The 21,441-nt window shown below is 66.9% G+C and carries 26 protein-coding genes; 11 read left to right on the top strand and 15 right to left on the bottom strand.

Annotated features, from left to right (window positions below):
* Positions 1-88: 88 nt before the first annotated feature.
* The 5 genes from RSO01_RS14765 to RSO01_RS47240 are packed head-to-tail and all read left to right on the top strand — an operon-like array spanning position 89 to position 4,011.
* On the top strand, positions 89-988 hold the full coding sequence (locus tag RSO01_RS14765) for a prephenate dehydratase (protein WP_147149865.1): 900 nt from the start codon (positions 89-91) through the stop codon (positions 986-988).
* A 5-nt stretch (positions 989-993) separates the two neighbouring features.
* Entirely contained in the window at positions 994-1,656 is a 663-nt protein-coding gene (gene rpe / locus RSO01_RS14770) for a ribulose-phosphate 3-epimerase (protein WP_147149866.1), read from the top strand.
* Positions 1,653-2,153: a hypothetical protein gene (locus tag RSO01_RS14775; protein WP_147149867.1), complete on the top strand. Its 501-nt coding sequence runs from the start codon at positions 1,653-1,655 to the stop codon at positions 2,151-2,153. Before rpe ends, RSO01_RS14775 begins: the two co-directional genes overlap by 4 nt.
* A gap of 14 nt (positions 2,154-2,167) precedes the next feature.
* Positions 2,168-3,091 carry a glutathione S-transferase family protein gene (locus RSO01_RS14780; protein WP_147149868.1) on the top strand — a complete coding sequence of 308 codons (924 nt, stop codon included), beginning with the start codon at positions 2,168-2,170 and terminating at the stop codon, positions 3,089-3,091.
* Positions 3,088-4,011 carry a glutathione S-transferase family protein gene (locus tag RSO01_RS47240; RefSeq protein ID WP_170303068.1) on the top strand — a complete coding sequence of 308 codons (924 nt, stop codon included), beginning with the start codon at positions 3,088-3,090 and terminating at the stop codon, positions 4,009-4,011. Before RSO01_RS14780 ends, RSO01_RS47240 begins: the two co-directional genes overlap by 4 nt.
* Here the strand turns inward: RSO01_RS47240 and RSO01_RS14790 are convergent.
* Positions 4,006-4,896, bottom strand: a complete 891-nt coding sequence (locus tag RSO01_RS14790) for a PhzF family phenazine biosynthesis protein (RefSeq protein WP_147149869.1) — start codon at positions 4,894-4,896, stop codon at positions 4,006-4,008. The genes RSO01_RS47240 and RSO01_RS14790 overlap by 6 nt on opposite strands.
* An 11-nt stretch (positions 4,897-4,907) precedes the next feature.
* Positions 4,908-5,837 (bottom strand): sugar phosphate isomerase/epimerase family protein, encoded by a 930-nt coding sequence (locus tag RSO01_RS14795; RefSeq protein ID WP_147149870.1) that lies wholly within the window; start codon positions 5,835-5,837, stop codon positions 4,908-4,910.
* A gap of 64 nt (positions 5,838-5,901) precedes the next feature.
* Here RSO01_RS14795 and RSO01_RS14800 point away from each other — a divergent pair, with 64 nt between their 5' ends.
* Positions 5,902-7,539 (top strand): helicase HerA-like domain-containing protein, encoded by a 1,638-nt coding sequence (locus tag RSO01_RS14800; protein ID WP_147149871.1) that lies wholly within the window; start codon positions 5,902-5,904, stop codon positions 7,537-7,539.
* Positions 7,540-7,542: 3 nt separating this feature from the next.
* On the opposite strand, the gene RSO01_RS14805 is transcribed toward RSO01_RS14800, so the two are convergent.
* Both RSO01_RS14805 and RSO01_RS14810 read right to left on the bottom strand, forming a co-directional pair.
* On the bottom strand, positions 7,543-7,875 hold the full coding sequence (locus RSO01_RS14805) for a cupredoxin domain-containing protein (protein WP_218037341.1): 333 nt from the start codon (positions 7,873-7,875) through the stop codon (positions 7,543-7,545).
* Positions 7,876-7,894: 19 nt separating this feature from the next.
* On the bottom strand, positions 7,895-8,770 hold the full coding sequence (locus tag RSO01_RS14810) for a metallophosphoesterase (RefSeq protein ID WP_147149873.1): 876 nt from the start codon (positions 8,768-8,770) through the stop codon (positions 7,895-7,897).
* 172 nt (positions 8,771-8,942) lie between these two features.
* On the opposite strand from RSO01_RS14810, the gene RSO01_RS14815 reads away from it, so the two are divergent.
* Positions 8,943-9,440 (top strand): sigma-70 family RNA polymerase sigma factor, encoded by a 498-nt coding sequence (locus tag RSO01_RS14815; RefSeq protein WP_170303069.1) that lies wholly within the window; start codon positions 8,943-8,945, stop codon positions 9,438-9,440.
* A complete protein-coding gene (locus RSO01_RS14820; protein ID WP_147149875.1) occupies positions 9,421-10,179 on the top strand; it encodes an anti-sigma factor family protein in 759 nt (252 codons plus the stop codon). The genes RSO01_RS14815 and RSO01_RS14820 overlap by 20 nt, the downstream gene beginning before the upstream one ends.
* Before the next feature lies 1 nt (position 10,180).
* Here RSO01_RS14820 and leuB read toward each other — a convergent pair whose 3' ends face one another.
* The 10 genes from leuB to ffh all read right to left on the bottom strand — a co-directional run bounded on the left by leuB (position 10,181) and on the right by ffh (position 18,153).
* On the bottom strand, positions 10,181-11,302 hold the full coding sequence (gene leuB / locus RSO01_RS14825; RefSeq protein ID WP_147149876.1) for a 3-isopropylmalate dehydrogenase: 1,122 nt from the start codon (positions 11,300-11,302) through the stop codon (positions 10,181-10,183).
* Between the two features lie 48 nt (positions 11,303-11,350).
* Positions 11,351-11,965, bottom strand: a complete 615-nt coding sequence (leuD, locus tag RSO01_RS14830) for a 3-isopropylmalate dehydratase small subunit (RefSeq protein ID WP_147149877.1) — start codon at positions 11,963-11,965, stop codon at positions 11,351-11,353.
* 66 nt (positions 11,966-12,031) lie between these two features.
* Complete coding sequence (locus RSO01_RS14835) at positions 12,032-12,601, bottom strand: RDD family protein (RefSeq protein WP_147149878.1); 570 nt, start codon at positions 12,599-12,601, stop codon at positions 12,032-12,034.
* A gap of 21 nt (positions 12,602-12,622) precedes the next feature.
* Positions 12,623-13,090: an RDD family protein gene (locus tag RSO01_RS14840; RefSeq protein WP_147149879.1), complete on the bottom strand. Its 468-nt coding sequence runs from the start codon at positions 13,088-13,090 to the stop codon at positions 12,623-12,625.
* Positions 13,091-13,142: 52 nt separating this feature from the next.
* Complete coding sequence (leuC, locus tag RSO01_RS14845; RefSeq protein ID WP_147149880.1) at positions 13,143-14,588, bottom strand: 3-isopropylmalate dehydratase large subunit; 1,446 nt, start codon at positions 14,586-14,588, stop codon at positions 13,143-13,145.
* 6 nt (positions 14,589-14,594) lie between these two features.
* Positions 14,595-15,080: a 50S ribosomal protein L19 gene (gene rplS / locus RSO01_RS14850; protein ID WP_147149881.1), complete on the bottom strand. Its 486-nt coding sequence runs from the start codon at positions 15,078-15,080 to the stop codon at positions 14,595-14,597.
* Between the two features lie 16 nt (positions 15,081-15,096).
* Positions 15,097-15,804, bottom strand: coding sequence for a tRNA (guanosine(37)-N1)-methyltransferase TrmD (gene trmD, locus RSO01_RS14855; RefSeq protein WP_281291456.1), 708 nt, complete (start codon positions 15,802-15,804; stop codon positions 15,097-15,099).
* A gap of 13 nt (positions 15,805-15,817) precedes the next feature.
* Positions 15,818-16,357, bottom strand: a complete 540-nt coding sequence (rimM, locus tag RSO01_RS14860) for a ribosome maturation factor RimM (RefSeq protein WP_147149883.1) — start codon at positions 16,355-16,357, stop codon at positions 15,818-15,820.
* A complete protein-coding gene (gene rpsP / locus RSO01_RS14865) occupies positions 16,357-16,734 on the bottom strand; it encodes a 30S ribosomal protein S16 (protein WP_147149884.1) in 378 nt (125 codons plus the stop codon). Before rpsP ends, rimM begins: the two co-directional genes overlap by 1 nt.
* Positions 16,735-16,752: 18 nt before the next feature.
* Entirely contained in the window at positions 16,753-18,153 is a 1,401-nt protein-coding gene (gene ffh / locus RSO01_RS14870; protein ID WP_147149885.1) for a signal recognition particle protein, read from the bottom strand.
* 144 nt (positions 18,154-18,297) lie between these two features.
* Here ffh and RSO01_RS14875 point away from each other — a divergent pair, with 144 nt between their 5' ends.
* Positions 18,298-18,960, top strand: a complete 663-nt coding sequence (locus RSO01_RS14875) for a CPBP family intramembrane glutamic endopeptidase (RefSeq protein ID WP_147149886.1) — start codon at positions 18,298-18,300, stop codon at positions 18,958-18,960.
* A 56-nt stretch (positions 18,961-19,016) separates the two neighbouring features.
* Here RSO01_RS14875 and RSO01_RS14880 read toward each other — a convergent pair whose 3' ends face one another.
* Positions 19,017-19,619 carry a 2-hydroxychromene-2-carboxylate isomerase gene (locus tag RSO01_RS14880; RefSeq protein WP_147149887.1) on the bottom strand — a complete coding sequence of 201 codons (603 nt, stop codon included), beginning with the start codon at positions 19,617-19,619 and terminating at the stop codon, positions 19,017-19,019.
* A 31-nt stretch (positions 19,620-19,650) separates the two neighbouring features.
* Here RSO01_RS14880 and RSO01_RS14885 point away from each other — a divergent pair, with 31 nt between their 5' ends.
* A complete protein-coding gene (locus tag RSO01_RS14885; protein WP_147149888.1) occupies positions 19,651-20,577 on the top strand; it encodes a hypothetical protein in 927 nt (308 codons plus the stop codon).
* A gap of 6 nt (positions 20,578-20,583) precedes the next feature.
* Entirely contained in the window at positions 20,584-21,432 is an 849-nt protein-coding gene (gene dapF, locus RSO01_RS14890; protein ID WP_147149889.1) for a diaminopimelate epimerase, read from the top strand.
* Positions 21,433-21,441: the final 9 nt, after the last annotated feature.

The following is a 21,441-nucleotide window of genomic DNA, read 5'->3' on the forward strand; positions in this document are numbered from 1 at the left end:
CGTCGCCGGATGATTGACGCGGCTGATCCGGCGGGCGAAACAACCCGCCGGCCACGGCGTAAGGCGTTAAGTTCGGGGGATCGACGAGATGGCAAAGGGGCGGACCAACCGCGGCAGCACGGCGAGCAATACCATCGCCTTCCAGGGCGAAGCCGGCGCCAACTCCGACATGGCCTGCCGGTCGGCCCGTCCCTACATGACGACCCTGCCGTGCCCGACTTTCGAGACGGCGATGGCCGCGGTCCAGGCCGGCAAGGCCGAGCTGGCGATGATCCCGGTCGAGAACTCGATCGCCGGCCGCGTCGCCGACCTGCACAGCCTGTTGCCCCACACCAAGCTCAAGATCGTCGCCGAGCATTTCCAGCGCGTTGAGCATTGCCTGGTGGCGCTGCCCGGCGCCACGCTGAAGTCGATCAAGACGGTGAAGAGCCATGTCCAGGCGCTGTCGCAGTGTCGCAACTTCCTGAAGCGGCACCGCTACACGCCGCTGGTCCACGGCGACACCGCGGGTGCGGCGCGCGAGATCGCCGAGGACGGCGACAAGAGCGTCGGCGCCATCGCCTCCTCGCTGGCGGCGCGGATCTACGACCTGAAGGTGCTGGCGCGCAACATCGAGGACGCCGACCACAACACCACGCGCATGCTGGTGTTCTCGCGCGACGAAGCGCCGGTCGAGTGGCGCACCGTGGATTGCATGACCGCCTTCCTGTTCCGGGTGAAGAGCGTGCCGGCCGCGCTCTACAAGGCGCTGGGCGGCTTCGCCACCAACGGCATCAACATCGTGAAGCTCGAGAGCTACCTGTCGGGCGCGCATTTCGAGCAGGCGCAGTTCTATGCCGAAGTCGAGGGCCATCCGGCGCAGCGGTCATTGAAGCTCGCCCTGGAGGAGCTCGGCTTCTTCTCCGAGGAATTCAAGCCGCTCGGCACCTTCCCGGCGCATCCCTTCCGCCGCAAGGGCTGGGAAGCGCCGACACGTCCCGGTACCTGACCGCCATGCCGCAACAGCCGGTCCGCATCGCTCCCTCGATCCTGTCGGCCGATTTCGCCGCCCTGGGCCGCGAGATCGAGGCGGTGACGGCGGCCGGCGCCGACTGGATCCATGTCGACGTCATGGACAACCACTTCGTGCCCAACCTCACCATCGGCCCGATGGTGGTGAAGGCGCTCAGGCCGCACAGCAGGCTGCCGTTCGACTGCCATCTCATGGTGACGCCGGTCGACCCGCTGGTGCCGGCCTTTGCCGAGGCCGGGGCCGACACGATCTCCTTCCATCCTGAGGCGGGGCCGCACGTCCATCGCACCATCCAGCTCATCAAGAGTCACGGCAAGAGAGCGGGCTGCGTGCTCAATCCGGCGACGCCGCTTGCCGCCATCGAGAACGTTCTGGCCGACCTCGACCTGGTGCTGGTGATGAGCGTCAATCCAGGCTTCGGCGGCCAGGCCTTCATCGAAAGCCAGTTCGCCAAGATCGCAGCCCTGCGCAAAGCGATCGATGCGCTGGGCAAGCCGATCGACCTCGAGGTCGACGGCGGCGTCAATGCCGAGACCGCCAGGCGCTGCATCAAGGCCGGCGCCGACGCGCTGGTGGCCGGCACCGCGGTGTTCAGCGGCGGTCCGGACAAGTACGTCGCCAACATCAAGGCGCTGCGCGCGTGAGGGTCACGCAGCAGGCGCTCGCGATCGCGCGCATCCAGACCGGCTCGGGTCCCCCCGAGGACAAGGCGCGGGTCATGGCCTGGGATCGCCTCAACGGTATGCTCTCGACGCTCGATTCCAAGACGTCGGTGCTGTTGCGCTTCAACGCCATCGTCGTCGCCGCCCTGGCCTATGTCCTGGTCATCGCCCCCACCGAGCCGTTCATGGGCACCAATCCGACCGTCAGGCTGGTGGGCCAGGTGATCGGCCACGGCAGCCTGCTGGTCAGCGTCATGAGCTGCGGCTTCGCCTTCCCGGTGATCAACGTACAGTGGGATTTCTTCGGCATGCGGCTCGACCGGCCGCTCGACGGCGAGTCGCCGTTCGACGATGCCGCCCTGCAGCGCCTGGGCGATCTCGTCGCCTGGCGCACGCGGCTCTATTCCTGGGCGTGGCGGCTGGCCGTCGCCGGCGGAATCGGCTTTGCGATCCTGGTCGGAATCGGCACCCTGCACTGAAAACAGGAGAGCCCATGGCCGACGTCATCCTCCATCACTACGCCGCTTCGCCGTTCGCCGAGAAGGTGCGCGTCGCCCTTGGCCTGAAACAGGCGGCCTGGAAGTCGGTCGACATCCCCAACGTCATGCCCAAGCCCGACCTGATGCCGCTGACCGGCGGCTATCGCAAGACGCCGGTGATGCAGATCGGAGCCGACATCTACTGCGACACCCAGCTCATCATGCTGGAGCTCGACCGGCGCTTGCCGACGCCGAGCCTCCTGCCCAAGGGCCGCGAGGGTGAAGCGCGTGCGATCACCATGTGGGTCGACCGCAACATCTTCGGGCCGGCCGTTGGCGTGGTCATGAGCCAGATCCCGATCGAGGGCCGGTTCGGCGAGGCCTTCAAGAAGGACCGCAGCGAATTCTCCGGCCGCAATTTCGACCCCGAGCGGTTGCGCGCGGCGCTGCCGATGGTGCGCGACCAGACCTATGCGCTGTTGTTCATCGCCCGGGCGATGCTGAGCGACGGCCGCAAGTTCCTGCTGGGTGCGGAGCCCTGCCTGGCTGACTGCGCGCTCTACAATCCAGTGTGGTTCATCCAAAGCCAGCTCGGCGAGACGGCCGCGCCGCTCGACCAGCTGCCCGAGATCGTCGCCTGGTCGCAGCGCATGAAGGCATTGGGTGCCGGGAAACGCACCGACATCAAGGCAAGCGAGGCGCTCGACGTCGCCAAGGCGGCCAAGCCTGGCGACACCGCTGTCGACTCCGGCGATCCCAGTGGGCTCAAGGCCGGTCAGAAGATCAGCGTTACACCGGATGATACCGGCAGGGTGCCGGTAGAGGGTATCCTGGTCGGCCTCACGCCCGATCGCGTCTCGATCCTGCGCAGCGATCCACGCGTCGGCGACGTCGTCGTCCATTTTCCGCGCGCCGGCTTCGTCGTGGTGCCCTCGTGACCGATCTCATCTTCCATCATTTCGCGACCTCGCCCTTTTCCGAGAAGGTGCGTATCGCCTTCGGCATCAAGCGGCTCGCCTGGAAGTCGGTGCTGATCCCGAACATGATGCCGAAGCCGGATCTCATGCCGTTGACCGGCGGCTATCGACGGACTCCTGTCCTGCAGGTCGGCGCCGACATCTACTGCGACAGCCAGCTCATCCTTCTGGAGCTCGAGAAGCATGTGCCCCAACCGCCGCTGCTGCCGGCCGACAAGGCGGGTGAGGCGCGGGCGCTGGCCACCTGGATCGACCGCACCATATTCTGGGCTGCCGTCGGCATGGTGATGGGCGCCATGGGCGACAAGCTGCCGGCGGCCTTCCGCGAGGATCGCAGCGCCTTCTCCGGCCGCTCGTTCGACGTCGACGCTCTGAAGGCGGCGGCGCCTGCCGCCCGTGACCAGACCTACGCCCAGCTCGTGCTGGCCGAGCAGATGCTGGCGGATGGACGGCCCTTCCTCACCGGCGCGGCGCCGACGATCGCCGACTGCGCGCTCTACAACCCGGTGTGGTTCCTGCTGGAGCGGCTGGGTGGCGGCAAGCCGGTGCAACCGCTCGATCTCCTGCCGCGGCTCGTCGACTGGTCCGGTCGCATGAAGGCCTTCGGCAACGGCACCCCCATCGAGATCACATCGACCGACGCGCTGGACATCGCCAGGTCGGCGACGCCTGCGGCCTGCGCCGTCGACCCGCGCGATCCCAGCGGATTGAAGGCAGGCCAGAAGATCAGCGTCACGCCGGACGACACCGGCAAGGTGCCGGTCGAGGGTGTCCTGGTGGGTCTCACGCCGGATCGCGTCTCGATCCAGCGCAGCGACCCGCGAGCGGGCGACGTGGTCGTCCACTTCCCGCGCGCGGGCTTCGTCGTGCTCTCGCTATAGCGAGATCTCGCCCTTCAGCACCGGCACGCAGCCGCCGCCGACGCTGGCGCGGATGCCATCCGGCGCGCGCCAGGCCGAGCAGGCAAGCAGGCTCGGCCGGCCCATCTCGACGCCCTGGGTGATGTCGTAGCGCGCGTTGTCGGCCGTGCCGAGCGACAGCAGCAGGGCGGCCAGCGGGGTTGCCGCGCTGCCCGTGGCGGCATCCTCGATCGTGCCGGAAAGCGGCGAGAACATGCGGGCGCGCAGCCGCATCGCCTCGGCACTCTTGCCGTCGTGAGCGTAGAGGTAGAGCGGCAGCCGGCGAGGGCCAAGGTGCGGGAAGGCATCTCGCGCCGCCTTGAAGCGCGCGAGGTCGGGTACCGCGCGCGTCAGCGCAGCGGGCGTGACTTCGGCGACGACGAAGGAATTGCCGACCGACGCTGCGACGGGCTGGTGGGCAGAGACGATGACCTCGCTCGCGTCGATGCCGACACAACTCGCTACCAAATCAGCTGGCATCTCTTGTGCGAGCGACAGCGGCTGCGGGGCGGCGATGGTGACCGTACCGGAGCCGTCGGTGCGGACCTCGACAAGGCCGGCGATCTCCTCGAAGCGCAACAGCCCGTCGCGGGTGCGGCCCATGTTCGCCAACACCCAACCGGTACCGACATTGGGATGGCCGGCGAACGGCATCTCGGCGGTGCGGTTGAAGATGCGCACGCGCGCGGTGTTCGCGGGATCGGCCGGTGGCAGCACGAAGGTCGTCTCACTGAGATTGAACTCCGCGGCCAGCGACTGCATCTCGCCGTCGCTGAGACCCCGAGCATCGGGAAACACCGCCAGCGGATTGCCGCCGAAACGCCGGTCGGTGAAGACGTCCACCGTCACGAACGAGAAAGAGCGCATCACGTTTCCCTTCAGACGACCTCGACGCCGATCTCGTCGGCGATCCGGCGCAGGCCGGCCAGCGAACGCGCGGTGGCGTTGCGTCCGTCGTGTGGGCAGTGGGTCTCGATGCTGGCCAGCACTTCCTTGGTCTCGACTCCGCTCAGCAGCCGCTTGAGCTCGGCCGGCCACGGCACGTCGCCGTCGCCCAGCGGCACCGTGCGTTTTGCCGTAAGGTCACGGTCCTTGAGATGGATGGCCGTGGTGAACCGGGCGAGGGTGGCGATATCGGCGTCGCTTGGCCTCTCGCCGGTCGACCAGGAATTGGCGATGTCGACCAGGGGCCGCAGGTAGCGCAGCTTTGGTTGCGCATCCTGCTGCTCGAACTCCTCCTCGTCGGGATTCACCTCCAGGGAGGCCTTCTCGTCGGCCACGAAGAAGGCGGCCAGCTCGGCGATGTTGCCGACGTTGCAGACCGGCTCGTTCTCGAGCTGCAGCGTGATGTCGTAGTGGTGGGCAAGCCCCAGCAACTTGTTCAATTGGTCGGTCAGCCTCCTGAGATCGGCGGGCCGAAAGCCACCGTAACGCAGATAGCTGAAAATCCGCATGTGGGGTGCGCCAAGGATCACCGCGATCTGCATGGCATGCTGCACCCATTCCTCGGCCGGGCAGTCATCGGGATCGAAGGCGAAGTCGACCTTGCCGCCGCCAATGGCCACTCTACCGGGTGCCTTCCACTTGAATGCCGGCGATACGAAGGCCGGCACGGTAATTCCCGCTTTCTCGAGCGTCCGGCTGATATGGATGACCTCTTCGGTCTTCATGCTGAGGAGATTGCGTCCGCCCACAGTGCGCATGTCGAGACGTTGGAGCCCGTGTTCGTGGGCAAAGGAGATCATTTCATCCAGGGTCGGGCCGATTTCGTCGCCGATGACGGATAGCTGAAGGCGCGGAAGAGTCATGTCGCCAGCCTACTATGGCTCCCTAACTTTGGCTAAAGTCGAATGTGCGACCGATGGAGACGGCATGAGCGACGATACGGCGATCTTCGTAGGAACGAGCGACGCCGACCAGTTCCTGCTCCTGAAATACGCCAATCGGCACGGCCTGATCGCCGGCGCCACCGGCACCGGCAAGACCGTGACCCTGCAGACGATCGCCGAGGGTTTCTCCGCCTACGGCGTTCCGGTGTTCATGGCCGACGTCAAAGGCGACCTGTCGGGTGTCGGCCAGATGGGTGCCGACAATCCGCGTGCGATCGAGCGGGCCAAGCAGCTCAAGATCGAAGGCTATGCCGGCCGCGCTTTCCCGACGATCTACTGGGACCTGTTCGGCGAGAAGGGCCATCCGGTGCGTACCACGGTGACCGAGATCGGTCCCGTGCTGATGGCCCGCCTGCTGCAGCTCAACGCCACGCAGGAAGGCGTCTTGAACATCGTCTTCAAGGTCGCCGACGAGCAGAGCCTGCTGTTGCTCGACTTCAAGGACCTGCAGTCGGTGCTGCAGTGGACGGCCGAGAACGCAGGCTCGCTCACCACCAAGTACGGCAATGTCAGCAAGCAGACCGTCGGCACCATCCAGCGCTCGCTGCTGACCTTGGAGCAACAGGGCGGCGAGCGCTTCTTCGGCGAGCCGGCGCTCGACCTCAAGGACATGATCGGCCGCGACGCTTCAGGCGCCGGCTACATCAACATCCTCGCCGCCGACAAGCTGATGCAGAGCCCGCGCCTCTACGCAACGTTCCTGCTGTGGCTGCTGTCGGAGCTGTTCGAGGTCATGCCTGAAATCGGCGATGCCGATCGGCCGAAGTTCGTCTTTTTCTTCGACGAAGCGCATCTCCTGTTCGACGATGCGCCCAAGGCGCTTCTGGACAAGATCGAGCAGGTCGTGCGCCTGATCCGCTCCAAGGGCGTCGGCGTCTACTTCATTACCCAGAACCCGCTCGACGTCCCGGAGTCGGTGCTGGGTCAGCTCAGCAATCGCGTGCAGCATGCCCTGCGTGCTTTCACGCCGAAGGACCAGAAGGCGGTGAAGACCGCCGCCGACACGTTCCGTCCCAACAAGAAGTTCAACGCCGCCGAGGCCATCCTCGAGCTCGGTGTCGGCGAGGCGCTGGTCTCGTTCCTCGACGTCAAGGGGGTGCCCGAACCGGTCGAACGCTGCTTCGTCGCACCGCCGCGCGGCCGCATTGGTCCGGCGACCGACGCCGAACGTGCGGCTGCGATCAAGGCGAGCCCGCTTGCCGGAAAGTACGACCGCGCGGTGGACCGTGAATCGGCCTACGAAGTGCTGAATGGCCGCGCCGCTGCCGGCAAGGTCGAGCATGACGAAACCGCGCCCGCCCCAACGCCAAGCCGGCGCGGCCAGTACGATGCTCCGCCGCCGGTGAGCTCGGGTCCGTGGGGGCGCACCCGGATCCCGCAGACCGAGCAGGAAGAGGTGCCACCGCCGCCGAAGCCCCGGGCGCGCGCCAGTGCGCCGAGAATACCGGCCGAGCCCAAACCGCCGCGGACGCCCGCAAGCCGCAGCGATTCGATCGGCACGACGGTCGCCAAGACGGCGGCGCGTACCGTGACCAATGTCCTGGTCCGTGAGGTGACCAGGGCCGTGTTCAAGGACGGCGGCTCGATCCTGCGCGGCGTGCTGGGCTCGCTGCGCAAGTAGCCGTCAGGCTGCGACGATCAGTGTTCCATCCATGTCCTCGTGGCCGCCGCCACAGAAGACATCGCAGAAGAAGGTGAAGCTGCCGGGCTTGGTGGGCAGCAGCGCTACGCGCGTCTCCTGGCCGGGCACGATGTCGGTGCGCACGCCGAGGTCGGGCATCTTGAAGCCGTGGATGCGGTCTTCTGATGTGAGCACCAGCATCACCGGCTGACCGGCCTTCACCGTCACCCGGTTCGGGTGGAACTCGAACTTCTTCGCGCTGATCCGGATCTCCGCTGGCGTCTCGGCGGCGAGGCGCGCGGCTCCCAGCGCGCTGCCGGCCAGCAGCGCGATCATCGTCCTGCGATGCATGGCGTCAGCTCCGGGTTACCGGCAATTCGACCAGCGTGACCTTGTCCGTCATGGTGACGTCGCGGGTGCCCAGTCCTTTGCCCGGCATGGCCGCGTCATAGGCGAGCGGCGCCCGCTTGGGCTGCGAGCCCGGGGCGGGCAGGGCGAAGATCAGGGAGTTCGCCGCATGATGGGCGATGTGCCCGGTCATGTGGTGATGTTCCTGATGGATGTGGCCGTAGAACACCACGACGTTGCTATAGGGCATCAGGAGCTCGATCGCCTTGGCGCCGTCGGCGGTGGTCCAGTCCCAGCTCGGCTGCAGGTCGAACAACGGCCGATGGGTCATCACGACGATGCGATCGTCGGTCTTGCGCTGCTTCAGGTCGGCGGCGAGCCAGGCGAGCTGCTCGTCGCCCAGCTTGGCGGCCGGGTCGGAGACATTGTCGAGGGCGATGAAGTGCACGCCCTTGTGGTCGAACGTGTAGTGCGTGGCGCCGAAGAACTCCTTGTAGGCCTCGCCCTTGTCGAGCGAGGCGTCGTGCTCGCCCGGCATGAAGCGCACGTCCTTGACGGTGAGCGCCGAGACGATCTCGCGGAAGCGCTTCATGCGTTCGCGGCGCTGCTTTGCATCATCAGTGGTGTGGGTCAGATCGCCGGTGAAGACGATGAAGTCGGGCTGGCGCGCCAGGCCGTTCACGGTGGCGACGGCCTTTTCGAGGGTATGCTCGGCATCGGGATTTGCAGGCCCGCTGTAACCCCAATGGGTGTCGGAGAACTGCACGAAATGGAAGTCGTTGGCCTGCGCCCGGGCGCGTTGGTTGGGGAACAGGCCGGCAGTGAAGGCGACGCCGGCAAGACCGGTGAGTTTCAGGAAGTCGCGGCGATCCGATTGCAGCATGATGACAGTCCTCCGCAGTGAAGTCGCAGGGACTACCGCTGCAGCGCCGCCGTTATTCCGGGATTTACCGTATGGAATAAAATCGACGGTCGGCCGGTATTGATGTCCTATGCGCTGCATGTCGGATGCGCCTAAACCCGATGCCGGCACGGTCGATCGTTTTCGCACCGTCATGCTGCCGCATCTCGACGCCGCCTACGGGTATGCGCGCTGGCTGACGCGCGATCCGGTGCAGGCCCAGGATGTCGCGCAGGAGGCGATGCTGCGCGCGCTGCGCTACTTCCACGCCTTCCGCGGCGAGGATGCGAAGCCATGGCTGCTGCGCATCGTGCGCAATACCTGGCTCGACCTCGCCCGTCGCCACGCGGCGGAGAAGGTGCCGCTGGAGGAGATCGAGGATCGCGCCGGCGACGGCCTCGATCCGGAGCAGAGCGCGCTCGCGGGCGACCGGCGGCGCCAGATCGCCGCCGCGCTCGCGGCTTTGCCGGCCGAGGCGCGCGAGGTGCTCGTGCTGCGCGAGATCGAGGACCTTTCGTACAAGCGTATCGCCGTGGTGCTCGATCTGCCGATCGGCACCGTCATGTCCCGCCTGGCGCGGGCGCGGGAGAAACTGGCGGCCGGGCTGCGCGGCCACCTGGAAAGGAGAGGTCATGGACTGCCCGACATGTGAGGCGATGGTCGGCGCCTATGTCGATGGCGAGCTGTCGGTCGCCGAAAGCGCCGAGTTCGAACGCGCGCTGGAGGCCTGTCCTGACTGCCGCCGGCGCCTGGAAGAGACGCGGATGGTGAGCGGCCTGCTGCGCGACCTGCCGGCCGACCCCGCGCCCGATCTCTTGCGCGCCAAGGTCGAGCGCGAGTTGCGTGCGATCGCTGGCCGCCCACGCCCATACCCGCGCCAGCACCTGCGCTGGATGGCCACGGCCGCAAGCCTCATCGTCGCACTGGGCATCGGTTGGACCGGGGCAACCCTCGTCAGCCAGAGCGGCCGCGAGACCGATGCACTGATGGCGGGGTACCTGCGCATCGCCATGAGCGATCATCCGGTCGAGGTCGCCTCGTCGGATCGCCACACGGTCAAGCCGTGGTTCGCCGGGCGCATCGACTATGCGCCCCCGGTGCACGATCTCACGACGGCGGGCTTTCCGCTGGTCGGCGGCCGGCTCGACATCGTCGACGGCCGCAAGGTCGCGGTGATGGTCTATCGCCGCAATCGGCACTGGATCGCGCTCACGGCATGGCCGGCGACGTCGGCCGGCGATGCGGCGGCCAGTGTCGCCCAGCGCGACGGCTTCGCGCTGGGCGACTGGCGCCATGGCGGCTTCGAATTGCGAGCTGTCGGCGACCTCGCGCCGGCCGACATGAAGTCGTTCGTGACGGCGCTCGATCGCGCCGTCGACAGCGATCGGTAACCTACGCCAGTCGGTCGAGTTCCTTGACGATGGCGTCGCCCATTTCCTGGGTGCCGACCTTCTTCACGCCGTCGGTCTTGCCGCCGGCCAGCAGGTCGGCGGTGCGATAGCCGGCCTTCAGCACGTTCTCGACGGCGGTCTCGACCAGGTCGGCTTCCTTGCCGAGGTCGAAGGAGTAGCGAAGCATCATGGCGTAGGACAGCGTCTCGGCCAGCGGGTTGGCCAGGCCCTTGCCCGCGATGTCGGGGGCGCTGCCGTGGATCGGCTCGTACAGCGCCTTGCGCCGGCCGGTCGCGTCGGGCGCGCCCAGCGAGGCCGACGGCAGCAGGCCGAGCGAGCCGGTCAGCATCGAGGCTTCGTCCGACAGGATGTCGCCGAACAGGTTGTCGGTGACGATGACATCGAACTGGCTCGGCGCGCGCAGCAGCTGCATGGCGAGCGCGTCGGCATACATGTGCTCGAGCTTCACATCGGAGTATTTCTCCTTGTGCAGCTCGGTCGCCACTTCGCGCCACAGCACGCCGGTATGCATGACGTTGGCCTTCTCCGACGACATCACCTTGTTCTTGCGCTTGCGCGCCAGCTCGAAGGCGACGGCGCAGACGCGGCGAATCTCGGGGACGGTGTAGCGCTGCGTGTCGAACGCCTCGACCTCGCCCTGGGCGTTGGTGTGGCGGCCGCGCGGCTCGCCGAAATAGACGCCGCTCGTCAGCTCGCGGATGATCATGATGTCGAGACCCTTGACGATCTCGGGCTTGAGTGAGCTCGCATCGACCAGCGCGTCGAACACCTTGGCCGGCCGAAGGTTGGCGAAGAGGTCCATCTCCTTGCGCAGGCGCAGGAGACCACGCTCGGGCTTCTTGGTGAAGTCGGCGGTGTCCCACTTCGGCCCACCGACCGAGCCGAACAGCACGGCATCGGCCTCGAGCGCCGTCTTCATCGTATCGTCCGACAGTGGCACGCCATGCTTGTCGAGGGCGGCGCCGCCGACCACGTCCTCCTTGATGTCGAAGCCGACCGCGCGCTTCTTGCCCATCCAGGCGATGATCTTGCGCACTTCGTTCATGACTTCGGGGCCGATGCCGTCGCCAGGCAGCACCAGCAGATTGCGATTGGACGCCATTGTCTTCTTTCTCTTGTCTAACGATTTTCGCTGGCTAATGACCGCTGATCAGGACGCGCCATGCAGCCAGGGCTGCTGCTCCTTCTGGCGCGCCTCGAAGTCGTCGATCTCCGACTTCTTCTCCATGGTGAGCCCGATGTCGTCGAGGCCGTTCAGCAGGCAGTGCTTGCGGAACGGGTCGATGTCGAAATGCACCGTGCCGCCGTCCGGTCCCTTGATCTCCTGCTTCTCGAGATCGACCTCGATGATGGCGTTGGAGCCGCGGCTCGCATCGTCCATCAGCTTGTCGATGATCTCCTTCGGCATCTTGATCGGCAGAATGCCGTTCTTGAAGCAGTTGTTGTAGAAGATGTCGGCGAAATCCTCGGAGATGATGCAGCGGATGCCGAAGTCGAGCAGCGCCCAGGGCGCATGCTCGCGGCTCGAGCCGCAGCCGAAGTTGGGACCGGCGACGATGATCTTGGCGTTCTGATAGGCCGGCTGATCGAGGATGAAATCCTTCTTCTGGCCGTCGGCCGTCCAGCGCATCTCGTAGAACAGGCCGTCCTTGAGGCCAGTGCGCTTGATGGTCTTCAGGAAGTTCTTGGGGATGATCATATCGGTGTCGATATTGACCATCGGCAGCGGAGCGGCGACGCCGCTCAACGTCGTGAATTTTTCCATGAGATCCCTCGCGAAACGCCGGAATAAACGGGCTTTTACCGGCCGGGTCAAGCCGGCCGGCCCTTCCTAGGAGCGGGTCAGGATTGCGCCCGCCATCTTGTCGTGCAGGCCCTGCTTGCGGACGGACAACGCCACGGCAACGCAGGCAATCAAGGCAAAGAGCGAGACCAGCCAGCTCGCGCCAATGCCGAGCAGGGCGGCCAGCGTCGGCAGGTAGATGGGCCAGGTGCGGATGCTGGCGGCGAGCAGCGTCAGGCGTCCGCCCTCGGCGTTGGAGACGCGGATACCCAGCATTCTCTTGCCAAGCGTGGCCTGCGCCGAGGAGGTCTCCTGGAGCACGAAATAGGCCCAGACGAGCAGGGCATAGACGATCACCCGGTCGGGTGAGAGCAGGGCGTTCATCATGTTGATGAACGCCTCGTAGTCCGGCTTTGCCGGAAGTGGCGGGATGGTCTGGGCGGGCAGGGCCAGTTCGATGATCTGCCAGGCCACCGTCAGGATGATCGCATCGACGATCGCCGCCGCCACCCGGAGCCAGAACCCGGCATAGCGCACCGTCGTCTCCGGCGGGCGGGCATCCCAGACCGGCGGCGGCGGAGGCGGCGGGACGGAGCCTGAGGTCGGCACACTCGGCATGTCGGTCTCCTGGCGAAGTCGTCAGGGCGATCTTATCACGAGGGTATCGGCCAAAATATCGTGCAGCGCCCGCTTGCGGTTGGTGAAAGCGGCCATGATGTAACCGATGGCCAGCGGCACCATGGGTGTCACCATGTATTTCGCGAAGTGACGGGCGGTGGCGCGGCCAAAGGAGAGCTGAGCGCCGTCGGCGCGTACGATGCGCAGGCCGAGCGCCATCTTGCCGAAGGTGGCGCCGCGCGGCGAGCTGGTCATCAGCGCTTCGTAGAGCCAGTTGACCACGATCAGCGCGGCAGCCGTCAAAAGGCCGGCGACGATCAGCGGAGCCGCCAGCTCTTCGTCATCCGTCGATTCGTGAGTCAGAACAACGAAGCCGATAAAGAGGCCGATAAGGATCGTGCCCGGAACCAACAGGACGAATGCATCGATCATGTAGGCGACGAAGCGGATCCAGAATCCACCGGGCGGCGCGCCGTCCACCGCCACCATCGGTCGGTCGGACCAGACAGGTGGCGGTGGGGCGTTGGTCAAGGCGACGTCCTTACTGGTAGTCGCGCACGTCGGCCAGCGTACCCTTGATGGCGGCGGCTGCCGCCATCGCCGGGCTCACCAGATGGGTCCGTCCACCGCGGCCCTGCCGGCCCTCGAAGTTGCGGTTCGAGGTCGAGGCGCAGCGCTGGCCGGGCTCGAGCCGGTCGGCGTTCATGGCGAGGCACATCGAGCAGCCCTGGATGCGCCATTCGAAGCCCGCCTCGAGGAAGATCTTGTCGAGGCCTTCCTTCTCGGCTTCGGCCTTCACCAGGCCGGAGCCCGGCACGACCATGGCCGACACGCCCGCGGCCACCTTGCGGCCGCGCGCGATCTCGGCGGCGGCGCGCAGGTCTTCGATGCGGCCGTTGGTGCACGAGCCGATGAACACGCGGTCGATCGGCACGTCGACGAGCTTGGTGCCCGGCGTCAGGCCCATGTAGGCGAGCGAACGCGTCCATGCCTCGCGGCGGTTCTCGTCCGGCGCATTGGCCGGATCGGGAATGACGTCGGTGATGGGCAGCGCATCCTGCGGGCTGGTGCCCCAGGTCACCATCGGCGGGATGTCGGACGCCAGCAGATCGAGCTGGGAGTCGAAGTTCGCGCCCTTGTCGCTCGGCAGGCGGCGCCACTGGCCCAGCGCCAGGTCCCATGCACCGCCCTTGGGTGAATACGGCCGGCCTTCGAGGTACTTGAAGGTCGTGTCGTCCGGCGCGATCAGGCCGGCGCGCGCGCCCGCCTCGATCGACATGTTGCAGACGGTCATGCGGCCTTCCATCGTCATCTCGCGGATGGCGCGGCCGGCATACTCGATCACGTAGCCGGTGCCGCCGGCGGTGCCGAGCTTGCCGATGATGGCCAGGATCACGTCCTTGGCCGTGACGCCGAGCGGCAGGCTGCCTTCGACCAGCACGCGCATGTTCTTGGCCGGCTTCTGGATCAGCGTCTGGGTGGCGAGCACGTGCTCGACCTCCGAGGTGCCGATGCCGAAGGCCAGCGCGCCGAACGCGCCGTGCGTCGAGGTATGGCTGTCGCCGCAGACGATCGTCATGCCCGGCAGGGTCAGGCCCTGCTCAGGGCCGATCACGTGCACGATGCCGCGGCGGGCGTCGTTCATGTCGAAATAGGGCACGCCGAATTCGGCGACGTTCTTCTCGAGCGTCTCGACCTGGATGCGCGATTCCTCATCCATGCCGCCCTCGCCGACCGGCGTGGTCGGCGTGTTGTGGTCGGCCACGGCGACGGTGGCGTCGGGCCGGCGCACGGGGCGGCCGGCCATGCGCAAGCCTTCGAAGGCCTGCGGGCTGGTCACCTCGTGGACGAGGTGACGGTCGACGTAGATGACGCAGGTGCCGTCGTCCTGGCGATTGACGACGTGGGCGTCCCAGATCTTCTCGAACAGTGTCCGCGGCGGAGGAGGCGGTGGCGGCGGCGTGGCCGACTTCTTGCGGAACGCCATGTTCGCCTACTTCTTTCCGCCGCCCTTGGCGGCACGAACGTTCTTCTCGTCCTTGGGCTTTTCCTTCTTGAGCTTCTCGCGCCGCGGACGCTTGGCGGCCTCCTCGGCCTGCTCGGCGATCAGCTCGCGCTGGGCCTCGATGTCCTCGGCGATGCGGCTCGCCTTGCCGCGCAGGTCGCGCAGGTAATAGAGCTTGGCGCGGCGCACGATGCCCTTGCGGACGACCTCGATCTCCCAGATGCCCGGGCCGTAGAGCGGGAACACGCGCTCCACACCCTCGCCGAAGCTGATCTTGCGCACCGTGAACGAGGAGTTCACGCCGGCGTTCTTGCGGCCGATGCACAGGCCCTCATAGACCTGCAGGCGCTCGCGGTTGCCTTCCTGCACCTTGACGTGCACGCGCACAGTGTCGCCCGGCTCGAAGCGCGGCACCGGCCGCTCGCTCTGCACCTTGTCGATCGTGGCCTGGCCGATCGTGTCGAGAATGTTCATCGCATCCATCCTTTCGTCATTTCTCGTCGTTCACCTTCGCGACCTGCCGCCTGGCCCACAGATCGGGCCGCCGCCGCCGCGTGATCTCTTCCCGCTGAAGCCTCCGCCAGTCCGCCACCTTGCCGTGATGGCCCGAGACCAGAACCTCCGGCACGCGCCGTTCGGTTCCGTCGGGCCCGGTCCAGCTCGCGGGCCTTGTGTAGTGCGGATACTCCAGCAGTCCGTCCTCGAAACTCTCCTCGTTCGCCGACGCAGGCTCGCCCATCACACCGGGCAGCAGCCGCACGCAGCAATCCATCACCGCCATGGCCGCGATCTCGCCGCCCGAAAGCACGAAATCGCCGACCGAGATCTCCTCCAACGCCTGGGCCTCGATGACGCGTTCGTCGACGCCCTCGAACCGCCCACACACCAGCACCACGCCCGGACCTTGAGCCAGCTCCCGTCCGCGCGCCTGACTGAACGGCGCGCCTCGGGGAGACAGCAGAACCTTCGGCACCCTCGGCATTGCGACCGCCTCGATCGCCGCCGACAGCACGTCGGGCTTCATCACCATGCCGGCGCCGCCCCCGAAGGGTGCGTCGTCGACCGTTCCGTGGCGATCCTTGGCGAACCGCCTGATGTCGACCGCCTCCAGCGACCACACGCCTTCCTTCAGCGCCTTGCCGGCCAGGCTCTCGCCCAGCGGGCCCGGAAACATCTCCGGGAAGAGCGTCAGCGCCACAGCGCGCCACACGTTAGTCCTTCGCCTCCTTCTCACTGCCTCCCGCCAGCAGACCTGCCGGCGGATCGACCACGACCTTGCCGCCTTCGACGTCGACCTCGGGCACCGCTTCATCGGTGAAAGGCAGCATCACCGACTGGCGTGACGCCGTGCCTCCCGAGACCTCCATCGTCCGGCCCGCGCCGAAATCGTGGAAGGCCATGACCTTTCCCCAATCCCGACCGTCCGTCCCGACGGCCGGCAGACCGATCAGGTCCGCCTCGTACCACTCCCGCTCGCCCGTCACCGGCAATCGCTCGCGCTCCACAAAGAGCCGCAAACCTCGTATCGCCTCGGCGGCGTTGCGATCGGCTACGCCCTCGATCCGGGCCAGCACCGCACCCTTCACGGTGCTGAGCGCCTCGACCCGATACCTCGTCTTCCCCGCCTCGTCCGACAGCTCGCCATAGGAGGTGATGGCCATCGGGTCCTCGGTGAAGCTCCTGATGCGCACCAGGCCGCGCACTCCGTGCGGCGCGGCGACGACGCCCAGCAGGACGCGGCCTCCACTCATCAGCTGGCGGCAGCCTCCTTCTCACCACCCTCGGCCGGAGCCGCGGCAGCAGCGGCGGCCGCCTTCAGGCGCTCCTGCGCCTTGGCGCGGGGCTGCGGCTTCTTGGTCTGCTCGCGGCGCTCGCGCGGCTTCATCATCTCGGCCTGCGCCAGGAACTTCGCGACGCGGTCCGACGGCTGGGCGCCGACCATCAGCCAATGCGCGATGCGCTCCTTGTCGAGCGTGATGCGCTGGGCGTGCTCGCGCGGCAGCAGCGGGTTGTAGGTGCCGAGCTTCTCGATGAAGCGGCCATCGCGCGGGCTGCGCGAATCGGCCACGACGATGTGGAAGAACGGCCGCTTCTTGGCGCCGTGACGGGTCATACGAATAGCAAGCATTCTTTCTCCTTCGAAATTTCAGCGCGGGAAGCCGGGCGGCGGCGTCATGCCTCCGAGGCTGCGCATGAATCCCTTCTCTCCGAGTTTGTTGACGCGTTTCATCATCTTGAGCATGTCGGCGTGCTGCTTGAGCAGCTTGTTGACGTCCTGCACCTGCACGCCCGAGCCCTTGGCGATGCGCTTCTTGCGCGAGGCATGGATGATGTCGGGGTTGCGCCGCTCCTTGGGCGTCATGGCGAGGATAACGGCTTCCTGGCGCTTGAGCTGACCTTCGTCGATCTTGGCCTTGGACATCGCGGCCTTGGCCTGCATGGCGCCCGGCAGCATGCCCATCAGGCCGCTGAGGCCGCCCATCTTGCGCAGCTGACGGAGCTGGCTCAGCAGGTCGTCCATGTCGAACTGGCCCTTGCGGACCTTGGCGGCGAGCTTCTCGGCGTCCTCTTTCTCGATCGTCTCGGCGGCGCGCTCGACCAGCGAGACGATGTCGCCCATGCCGAGGATGCGGCTGGCGATGCGGTCGGGATGGAACGGCTCCAGCGCATCGAACTTCTCGCCGACGCCGATCAGCTTGACCGGGCGGCCGGTGACGGCGCGCATCGACAGTGCCGCGCCACCGCGCGCATCGCCGTCCACTCGGGTCAGCACGATGCCGGTGACGGTCAGCCGATCGTTGAAGGCCTTGGCGACGTTGACCGCGTCCTGGCCGGTCATGGCGTCGGCGACGAGCAGCGTCTCCTGCGGCTTGGAGAGGGCGCTGATGTCGGCCACTTCCTTCATCAGCTCTTCGTCGATCGACAGCCGGCCTGCGGTGTCGAGGATCAGGACGTCGAAGCCTTCGCGCCGCGCCGTCTCGAGAGCGCGCCGCGTGATGGCGAGCGGCATCTCCAGCGGCACGATCGGCAGGGTCGGCACGCCGGTCTGCTCGCCCAGGATCTTCAGCTGCTGCTGGGCGGCCGGGCGGCGCGTGTCGAGCGAGGCCATCATGACCTTGCGCTTGACCGAGAAGCTGCCGCCGAACTCGGCCGCCATGCCCTGCGGGCCTTGGCTCAGGCGATAGCCGATCTTGGCCGACGAGGTGGTCTTGCCCGAGCCTTGCAGGCCCACCATCAGGATCACGACCGGCGGGATGGCGTTGAGGTCGAGGTCGGCGACGGTGCCGCCCAGCATCTCGACCAGGTGATCGTTGACGATCTTGACGACCATCTGGCCCGGCGTGACCGAGCGGATCACGTCGGCGCCGATCGCCTTGGGGCGGACCCCGTCGATGAACTGGCGGACGACGGGCAGCGCCACGTCGGCTTCGAGCAGGGCGGTGCGGACCTCGCGCAGGGCCGCATCGACATCGGCTTCGGAGAGCGCACCGCGCCCGCGAAGCTTGTCGAATACGTCACCCAGACGTTTGCTAAGACCCTCGAACATCTCGCTCCGTTTGCCCAAACACGTATCGCGCCGATGCGCGAACCTTCGCGGATCAGCGGAGCTCCCCGGAGGGGGAACCATTAAATCGGCACGACCGATTGAACGGGCGGGGTATAAGGCCTGCCGGACAAGGAGTCAAAAGGCTTGACGGCAGGCGCTAACCCTTTGATCCAGACCGATTCTAAGCCCATCAGGGGATGGTCGATCCTGGTCTTCCTGGTCGTCCTGCCGCTGTTGCTGGCGCCGGCGGTCTGGCTGCTGGGCAACCGCGACATGCTGGCGATGCTCGCCCTTTTCTTCATATCGGGCCTGATTGCGCTCGTCATCGCGGTCAGCCCGATGGGCTGGCGGGCCTTGCCGGCGCTGGGTTTTCGCCCGGCGCGCTTCTGGACGATCGTGCTCGGCACGGTGGGCGCCCTGGTGGTGTCGATCGCGGCCAGCCAGCTCGGCGAACCGGAGGGTGTGAAACAGGTCTTGGACGTCGCCCGCACGCCAAGCCTGTTCGTGGCCAGCCTGGCCGTGATGGCGTTGCTGGCGCCGCTGGTCGAGGAAGCGGTGTTTCGCGGCCTGCTTTACGGCTGGGTGGCGGGCCGCTGGGGAACGACGGTCGCCTGGTTCGTGAGCTCGATCCTCTTCGCCGCCGCCCATCTCGAGCCGGCCCATGTCCTCCTGGTGCTGCCGCTCGGCCTGTGGTTCGGCTGGCTGCGCCAGCGCACCGATTCGCTCTGGCCATCGCTGGTGGCGCACATCGTCAACAACAGCCTGGCGGTCGTGGCTGCGGCCGTGATCGACAAAACCTCGCCCTGAGGTCAGGCCTCTTCCGGACCGCCGGCCAGAGGCCGGCGGTCCGGAAGAGCTTGAGGTCAGCCTGCGAGCTTGCGGTCGACGAAGTCCAACCGGTCCTGACCCCAGAAGATCTCCTTGTTGATCACGAAGGATGGCGCACCGAACACGCCCTGGTCGATGGCGAACTTGGTGTAGGACTCGCGCTTCTCGGCCATGCCGGGCGCTTCGCTCGCCTTGAGCACCAGGTCGGCGTCGAGGCCGCAGCCGGTGATGATCTCGCGCAGGGTCGCCGGATCGCCGGTGTTCTTCTCCTCCGCCCACAGCGCGCAAAGCACTGCGTGGGCGAGCTTGATGGCGTCGGCCATGCGACTGAGCTCGCGCAAGGCGATGACGCACTTGGCTGCGGGCACTTCATTGGCAGGAAAGAACTTGGGCTCGAGATTGAGCTTCACGCCGGTTTGGTCACGCCAGCGCTTAAGCTCCATCATGCGATAGGCCTGGCGCTGCGGCGCGCGCTTGGGCAGCGGCAGGCCACCCGAGACCGCGAAGACCGAACCGAAATCGACCGGCCAGATCGTGACGTGAGCGTTGTGTTTCTTGGCGATCTCCTCGAAACGCTTCGATCCGAGATAGGTCCAGGGCGAGTTCAAGGAGACGTAGTAGTCGACGTGCTTGGCCATTGTTCATCCTCCGCGCGCGGACTGTGGCTGAATGGCAGGCGACAGCAAAGCGCCGATGGGCCATCCTGATCACGTGTCGGAACGAACCATCGCGATTACCGGCGGCGATGCCGGCTATTTCGACCTCATTAAGGACTGCGTCGGATCGCTACGCGCGGTGGCGGAAGGTCGCGCGCTGGCCCTCGGCATCCTCGATTGCGGGTTAACGGAGAAGCAACGTGCCTGGTGTCGCGACCAGGGCGCCACGCTGGTCGTGCCGCAGTGGGACTTCGACTTTCCCGGTCGCGACAAGTTGAAGGATGGCTACAAGGCACTGACGGCGCGGCCATTCCTGCCGCGCTACTTCCCGGGTTTCGATCTCTATCTCTGGATCGACGGCGACTGCTGGGTGCAGCAGGGCGACGCACTTGCGCTGTTCCAGCGGGCCGCGCGCACCGGCGCGCTCGCGGTGGCGCCGGAGATCCATCGCTCGATGCGCCACTATCGCCATGCGTGGGCTGAGTTCTCCTCGATCAACGGGGCCGCCTACGAAGCCTGCTTCGGCAAGGAGACGGCCGAGCGGCTGATCCGCTATCCCCTGATCAACGCCGGTGTCTTCGCCCTCAAGGTCGACGCGCCGCACTGGGCTGGCTGGGCCGACGTGATGGGCGAGGCGCTGCAGCGCTCGGCCAACATGACCGACCAGATCGCGCTCAACGTGCTTGTCTATGACCGGGGCTTCGCCTGCGAGCCGCTGCCCAGCCGCTGCAACTGGCCGATCCACCACGCGACGCCGGCCTGGGACGCCGAACGGTCGTTGTTCGTCGAACCGGCCATGCCCTACGACCCCTTGGGCATCCTGCACATGACCATCTATACCAAGCGCTTGGCGACCCTGGACGTGCGCGAACTGGGCGGCCCGCATGACGGCCAGGTCCGGCCGCGCTCGTTGCGCTGGCCGGGCCGAACGGCCATATAGCGCCGCATGGCCACCACGCCGTTCCTGAAGATGCACGGGCTGGGCAACGATTTCGTCGTGCTCGACGCCCGGACGGCCGCGCTCGACCTGACGCCGGAACGCCGCCGGGTCATCGCCGACCGCCGCCTGGGCGTGGGCTGCGACCAGCTGATCGTGCTCGAGCCGCCGACCGAGCGCGAGGCCGACGTCTTCATGCGCATCTACAATCCCGACGGCGGTGAGGCCGGCGCCTGCGGCAATGCCACGCGCTGCGTCGCCTCGGTGGTGATGGACGAGCGCAAGACCGACCACGTCACGGTGCAGACCATCGCTGGCCTGCTCGATTCGCAGAAGACCGGGATGGGCAGCAACGGCCTGCCGGTGATCTCGGTCGACATGGGCCCGGCGCGGCTCGACTGGCGCGAGATCCCGGTGCGAGAGGCCTGCGACACCAATCACATGCCGGTCGGCATCGGCCCGCTGCAGGATCCCGTCGGCACCAACATGGGCAACCCGCACGCGACGTTCTTCGTCGACGATGCCGCGGCGATCCCGCTGGCCGAGCTCGGCCCCAAGCTGGAGCATGACCGCTTCTTCCCCGAGCGCGCCAACATCGGCGTCGCCCAGCTCCTCGGTGACGACAAGCTTCGCCTGCGCGTCTGGGAGCGCGGTGCGGGCATCACGCTCGCCTGCGGCTCCGGCGCCTGTGCGGCCGTCGTGGCGGCGAGCCGGCGCGGCCTGGTCCCGCGCAGGGCCGATGTGATCCTCGAAGGTGGCACGCTCACCATCGAATGGCTGCGTGACGACCATGTGCTGATGACCGGCGGCATTGCGGTCGCCTTCAAGGGCGAGCTCGACCGTTCGCTGCTTACGTGAGGTGATCCG

The sequence above is a fragment of the Reyranella soli genome (assembly GCF_007992495.1).
GTDB lineage: Bacteria > Pseudomonadota > Alphaproteobacteria > Reyranellales > Reyranellaceae > Reyranella > Reyranella soli.

Bases quoted from the DNA above. Each gene is read 5' to 3' on its own strand.
- RSO01_RS14885 (WP_147149888.1), top strand. From the start codon at position 19,651: ATGGCAGGCGACAGCAAAGCGCCGATGGGCCATCCTGATCACGTGTCG.
- RSO01_RS14805 (WP_218037341.1), bottom strand. From the start codon at position 7,875: ATGATCGCGCTGCTGGCCGGCAGCGCGCTGGGAGCCGCGCGCCTCGCC.
- ffh (WP_147149885.1), bottom strand. From the start codon at position 18,153: ATGTTCGAGGGTCTTAGCAAACGTCTGGGTGACGTATTCGACAAGCTT.
- RSO01_RS14835 (WP_147149878.1), bottom strand. From the start codon at position 12,601: ATGCCGAGTGTGCCGACCTCAGGCTCCGTCCCGCCGCCTCCGCCGCCG.
- rplS (WP_147149881.1), bottom strand. From the start codon at position 15,080: ATGAACATTCTCGACACGATCGGCCAGGCCACGATCGACAAGGTGCAG.
- RSO01_RS14880 (WP_147149887.1), bottom strand. From the start codon at position 19,619: ATGGCCAAGCACGTCGACTACTACGTCTCCTTGAACTCGCCCTGGACC.
- RSO01_RS14765 (WP_147149865.1), top strand. From the start codon at position 89: ATGGCAAAGGGGCGGACCAACCGCGGCAGCACGGCGAGCAATACCATC.
- leuD (WP_147149877.1), bottom strand. From the start codon at position 11,965: ATGGAAAAATTCACGACGTTGAGCGGCGTCGCCGCTCCGCTGCCGATG.
- rpsP (WP_147149884.1), bottom strand. From the start codon at position 16,734: ATGCTTGCTATTCGTATGACCCGTCACGGCGCCAAGAAGCGGCCGTTC.
- RSO01_RS14840 (WP_147149879.1), bottom strand. From the start codon at position 13,090: ATGGTGGCGGTGGACGGCGCGCCGCCCGGTGGATTCTGGATCCGCTTC.
- rpe (WP_147149866.1), top strand. From the start codon at position 994: ATGCCGCAACAGCCGGTCCGCATCGCTCCCTCGATCCTGTCGGCCGAT.
- RSO01_RS14810 (WP_147149873.1), bottom strand. From the start codon at position 8,770: ATGCTGCAATCGGATCGCCGCGACTTCCTGAAACTCACCGGTCTTGCC.
- RSO01_RS14820 (WP_147149875.1), top strand. From the start codon at position 9,421: ATGGACTGCCCGACATGTGAGGCGATGGTCGGCGCCTATGTCGATGGC.
- RSO01_RS14800 (WP_147149871.1), top strand. From the start codon at position 5,902: ATGAGCGACGATACGGCGATCTTCGTAGGAACGAGCGACGCCGACCAG.
- RSO01_RS14790 (WP_147149869.1), bottom strand. From the start codon at position 4,896: ATGCGCTCTTTCTCGTTCGTGACGGTGGACGTCTTCACCGACCGGCGT.
- leuB (WP_147149876.1), bottom strand. From the start codon at position 11,302: ATGGCGTCCAATCGCAATCTGCTGGTGCTGCCTGGCGACGGCATCGGC.
- leuC (WP_147149880.1), bottom strand. From the start codon at position 14,588: ATGGCGTTCCGCAAGAAGTCGGCCACGCCGCCGCCACCGCCTCCTCCG.
- rimM (WP_147149883.1), bottom strand. From the start codon at position 16,357: ATGAGTGGAGGCCGCGTCCTGCTGGGCGTCGTCGCCGCGCCGCACGGA.
- RSO01_RS14815 (WP_170303069.1), top strand. From the start codon at position 8,943: ATGCTGCCGCATCTCGACGCCGCCTACGGGTATGCGCGCTGGCTGACG.
- RSO01_RS14795 (WP_147149870.1), bottom strand. From the start codon at position 5,837: ATGACTCTTCCGCGCCTTCAGCTATCCGTCATCGGCGACGAAATCGGC.
- dapF (WP_147149889.1), top strand. From the start codon at position 20,584: ATGGCCACCACGCCGTTCCTGAAGATGCACGGGCTGGGCAACGATTTC.
- RSO01_RS14780 (WP_147149868.1), top strand. From the start codon at position 2,168: ATGGCCGACGTCATCCTCCATCACTACGCCGCTTCGCCGTTCGCCGAG.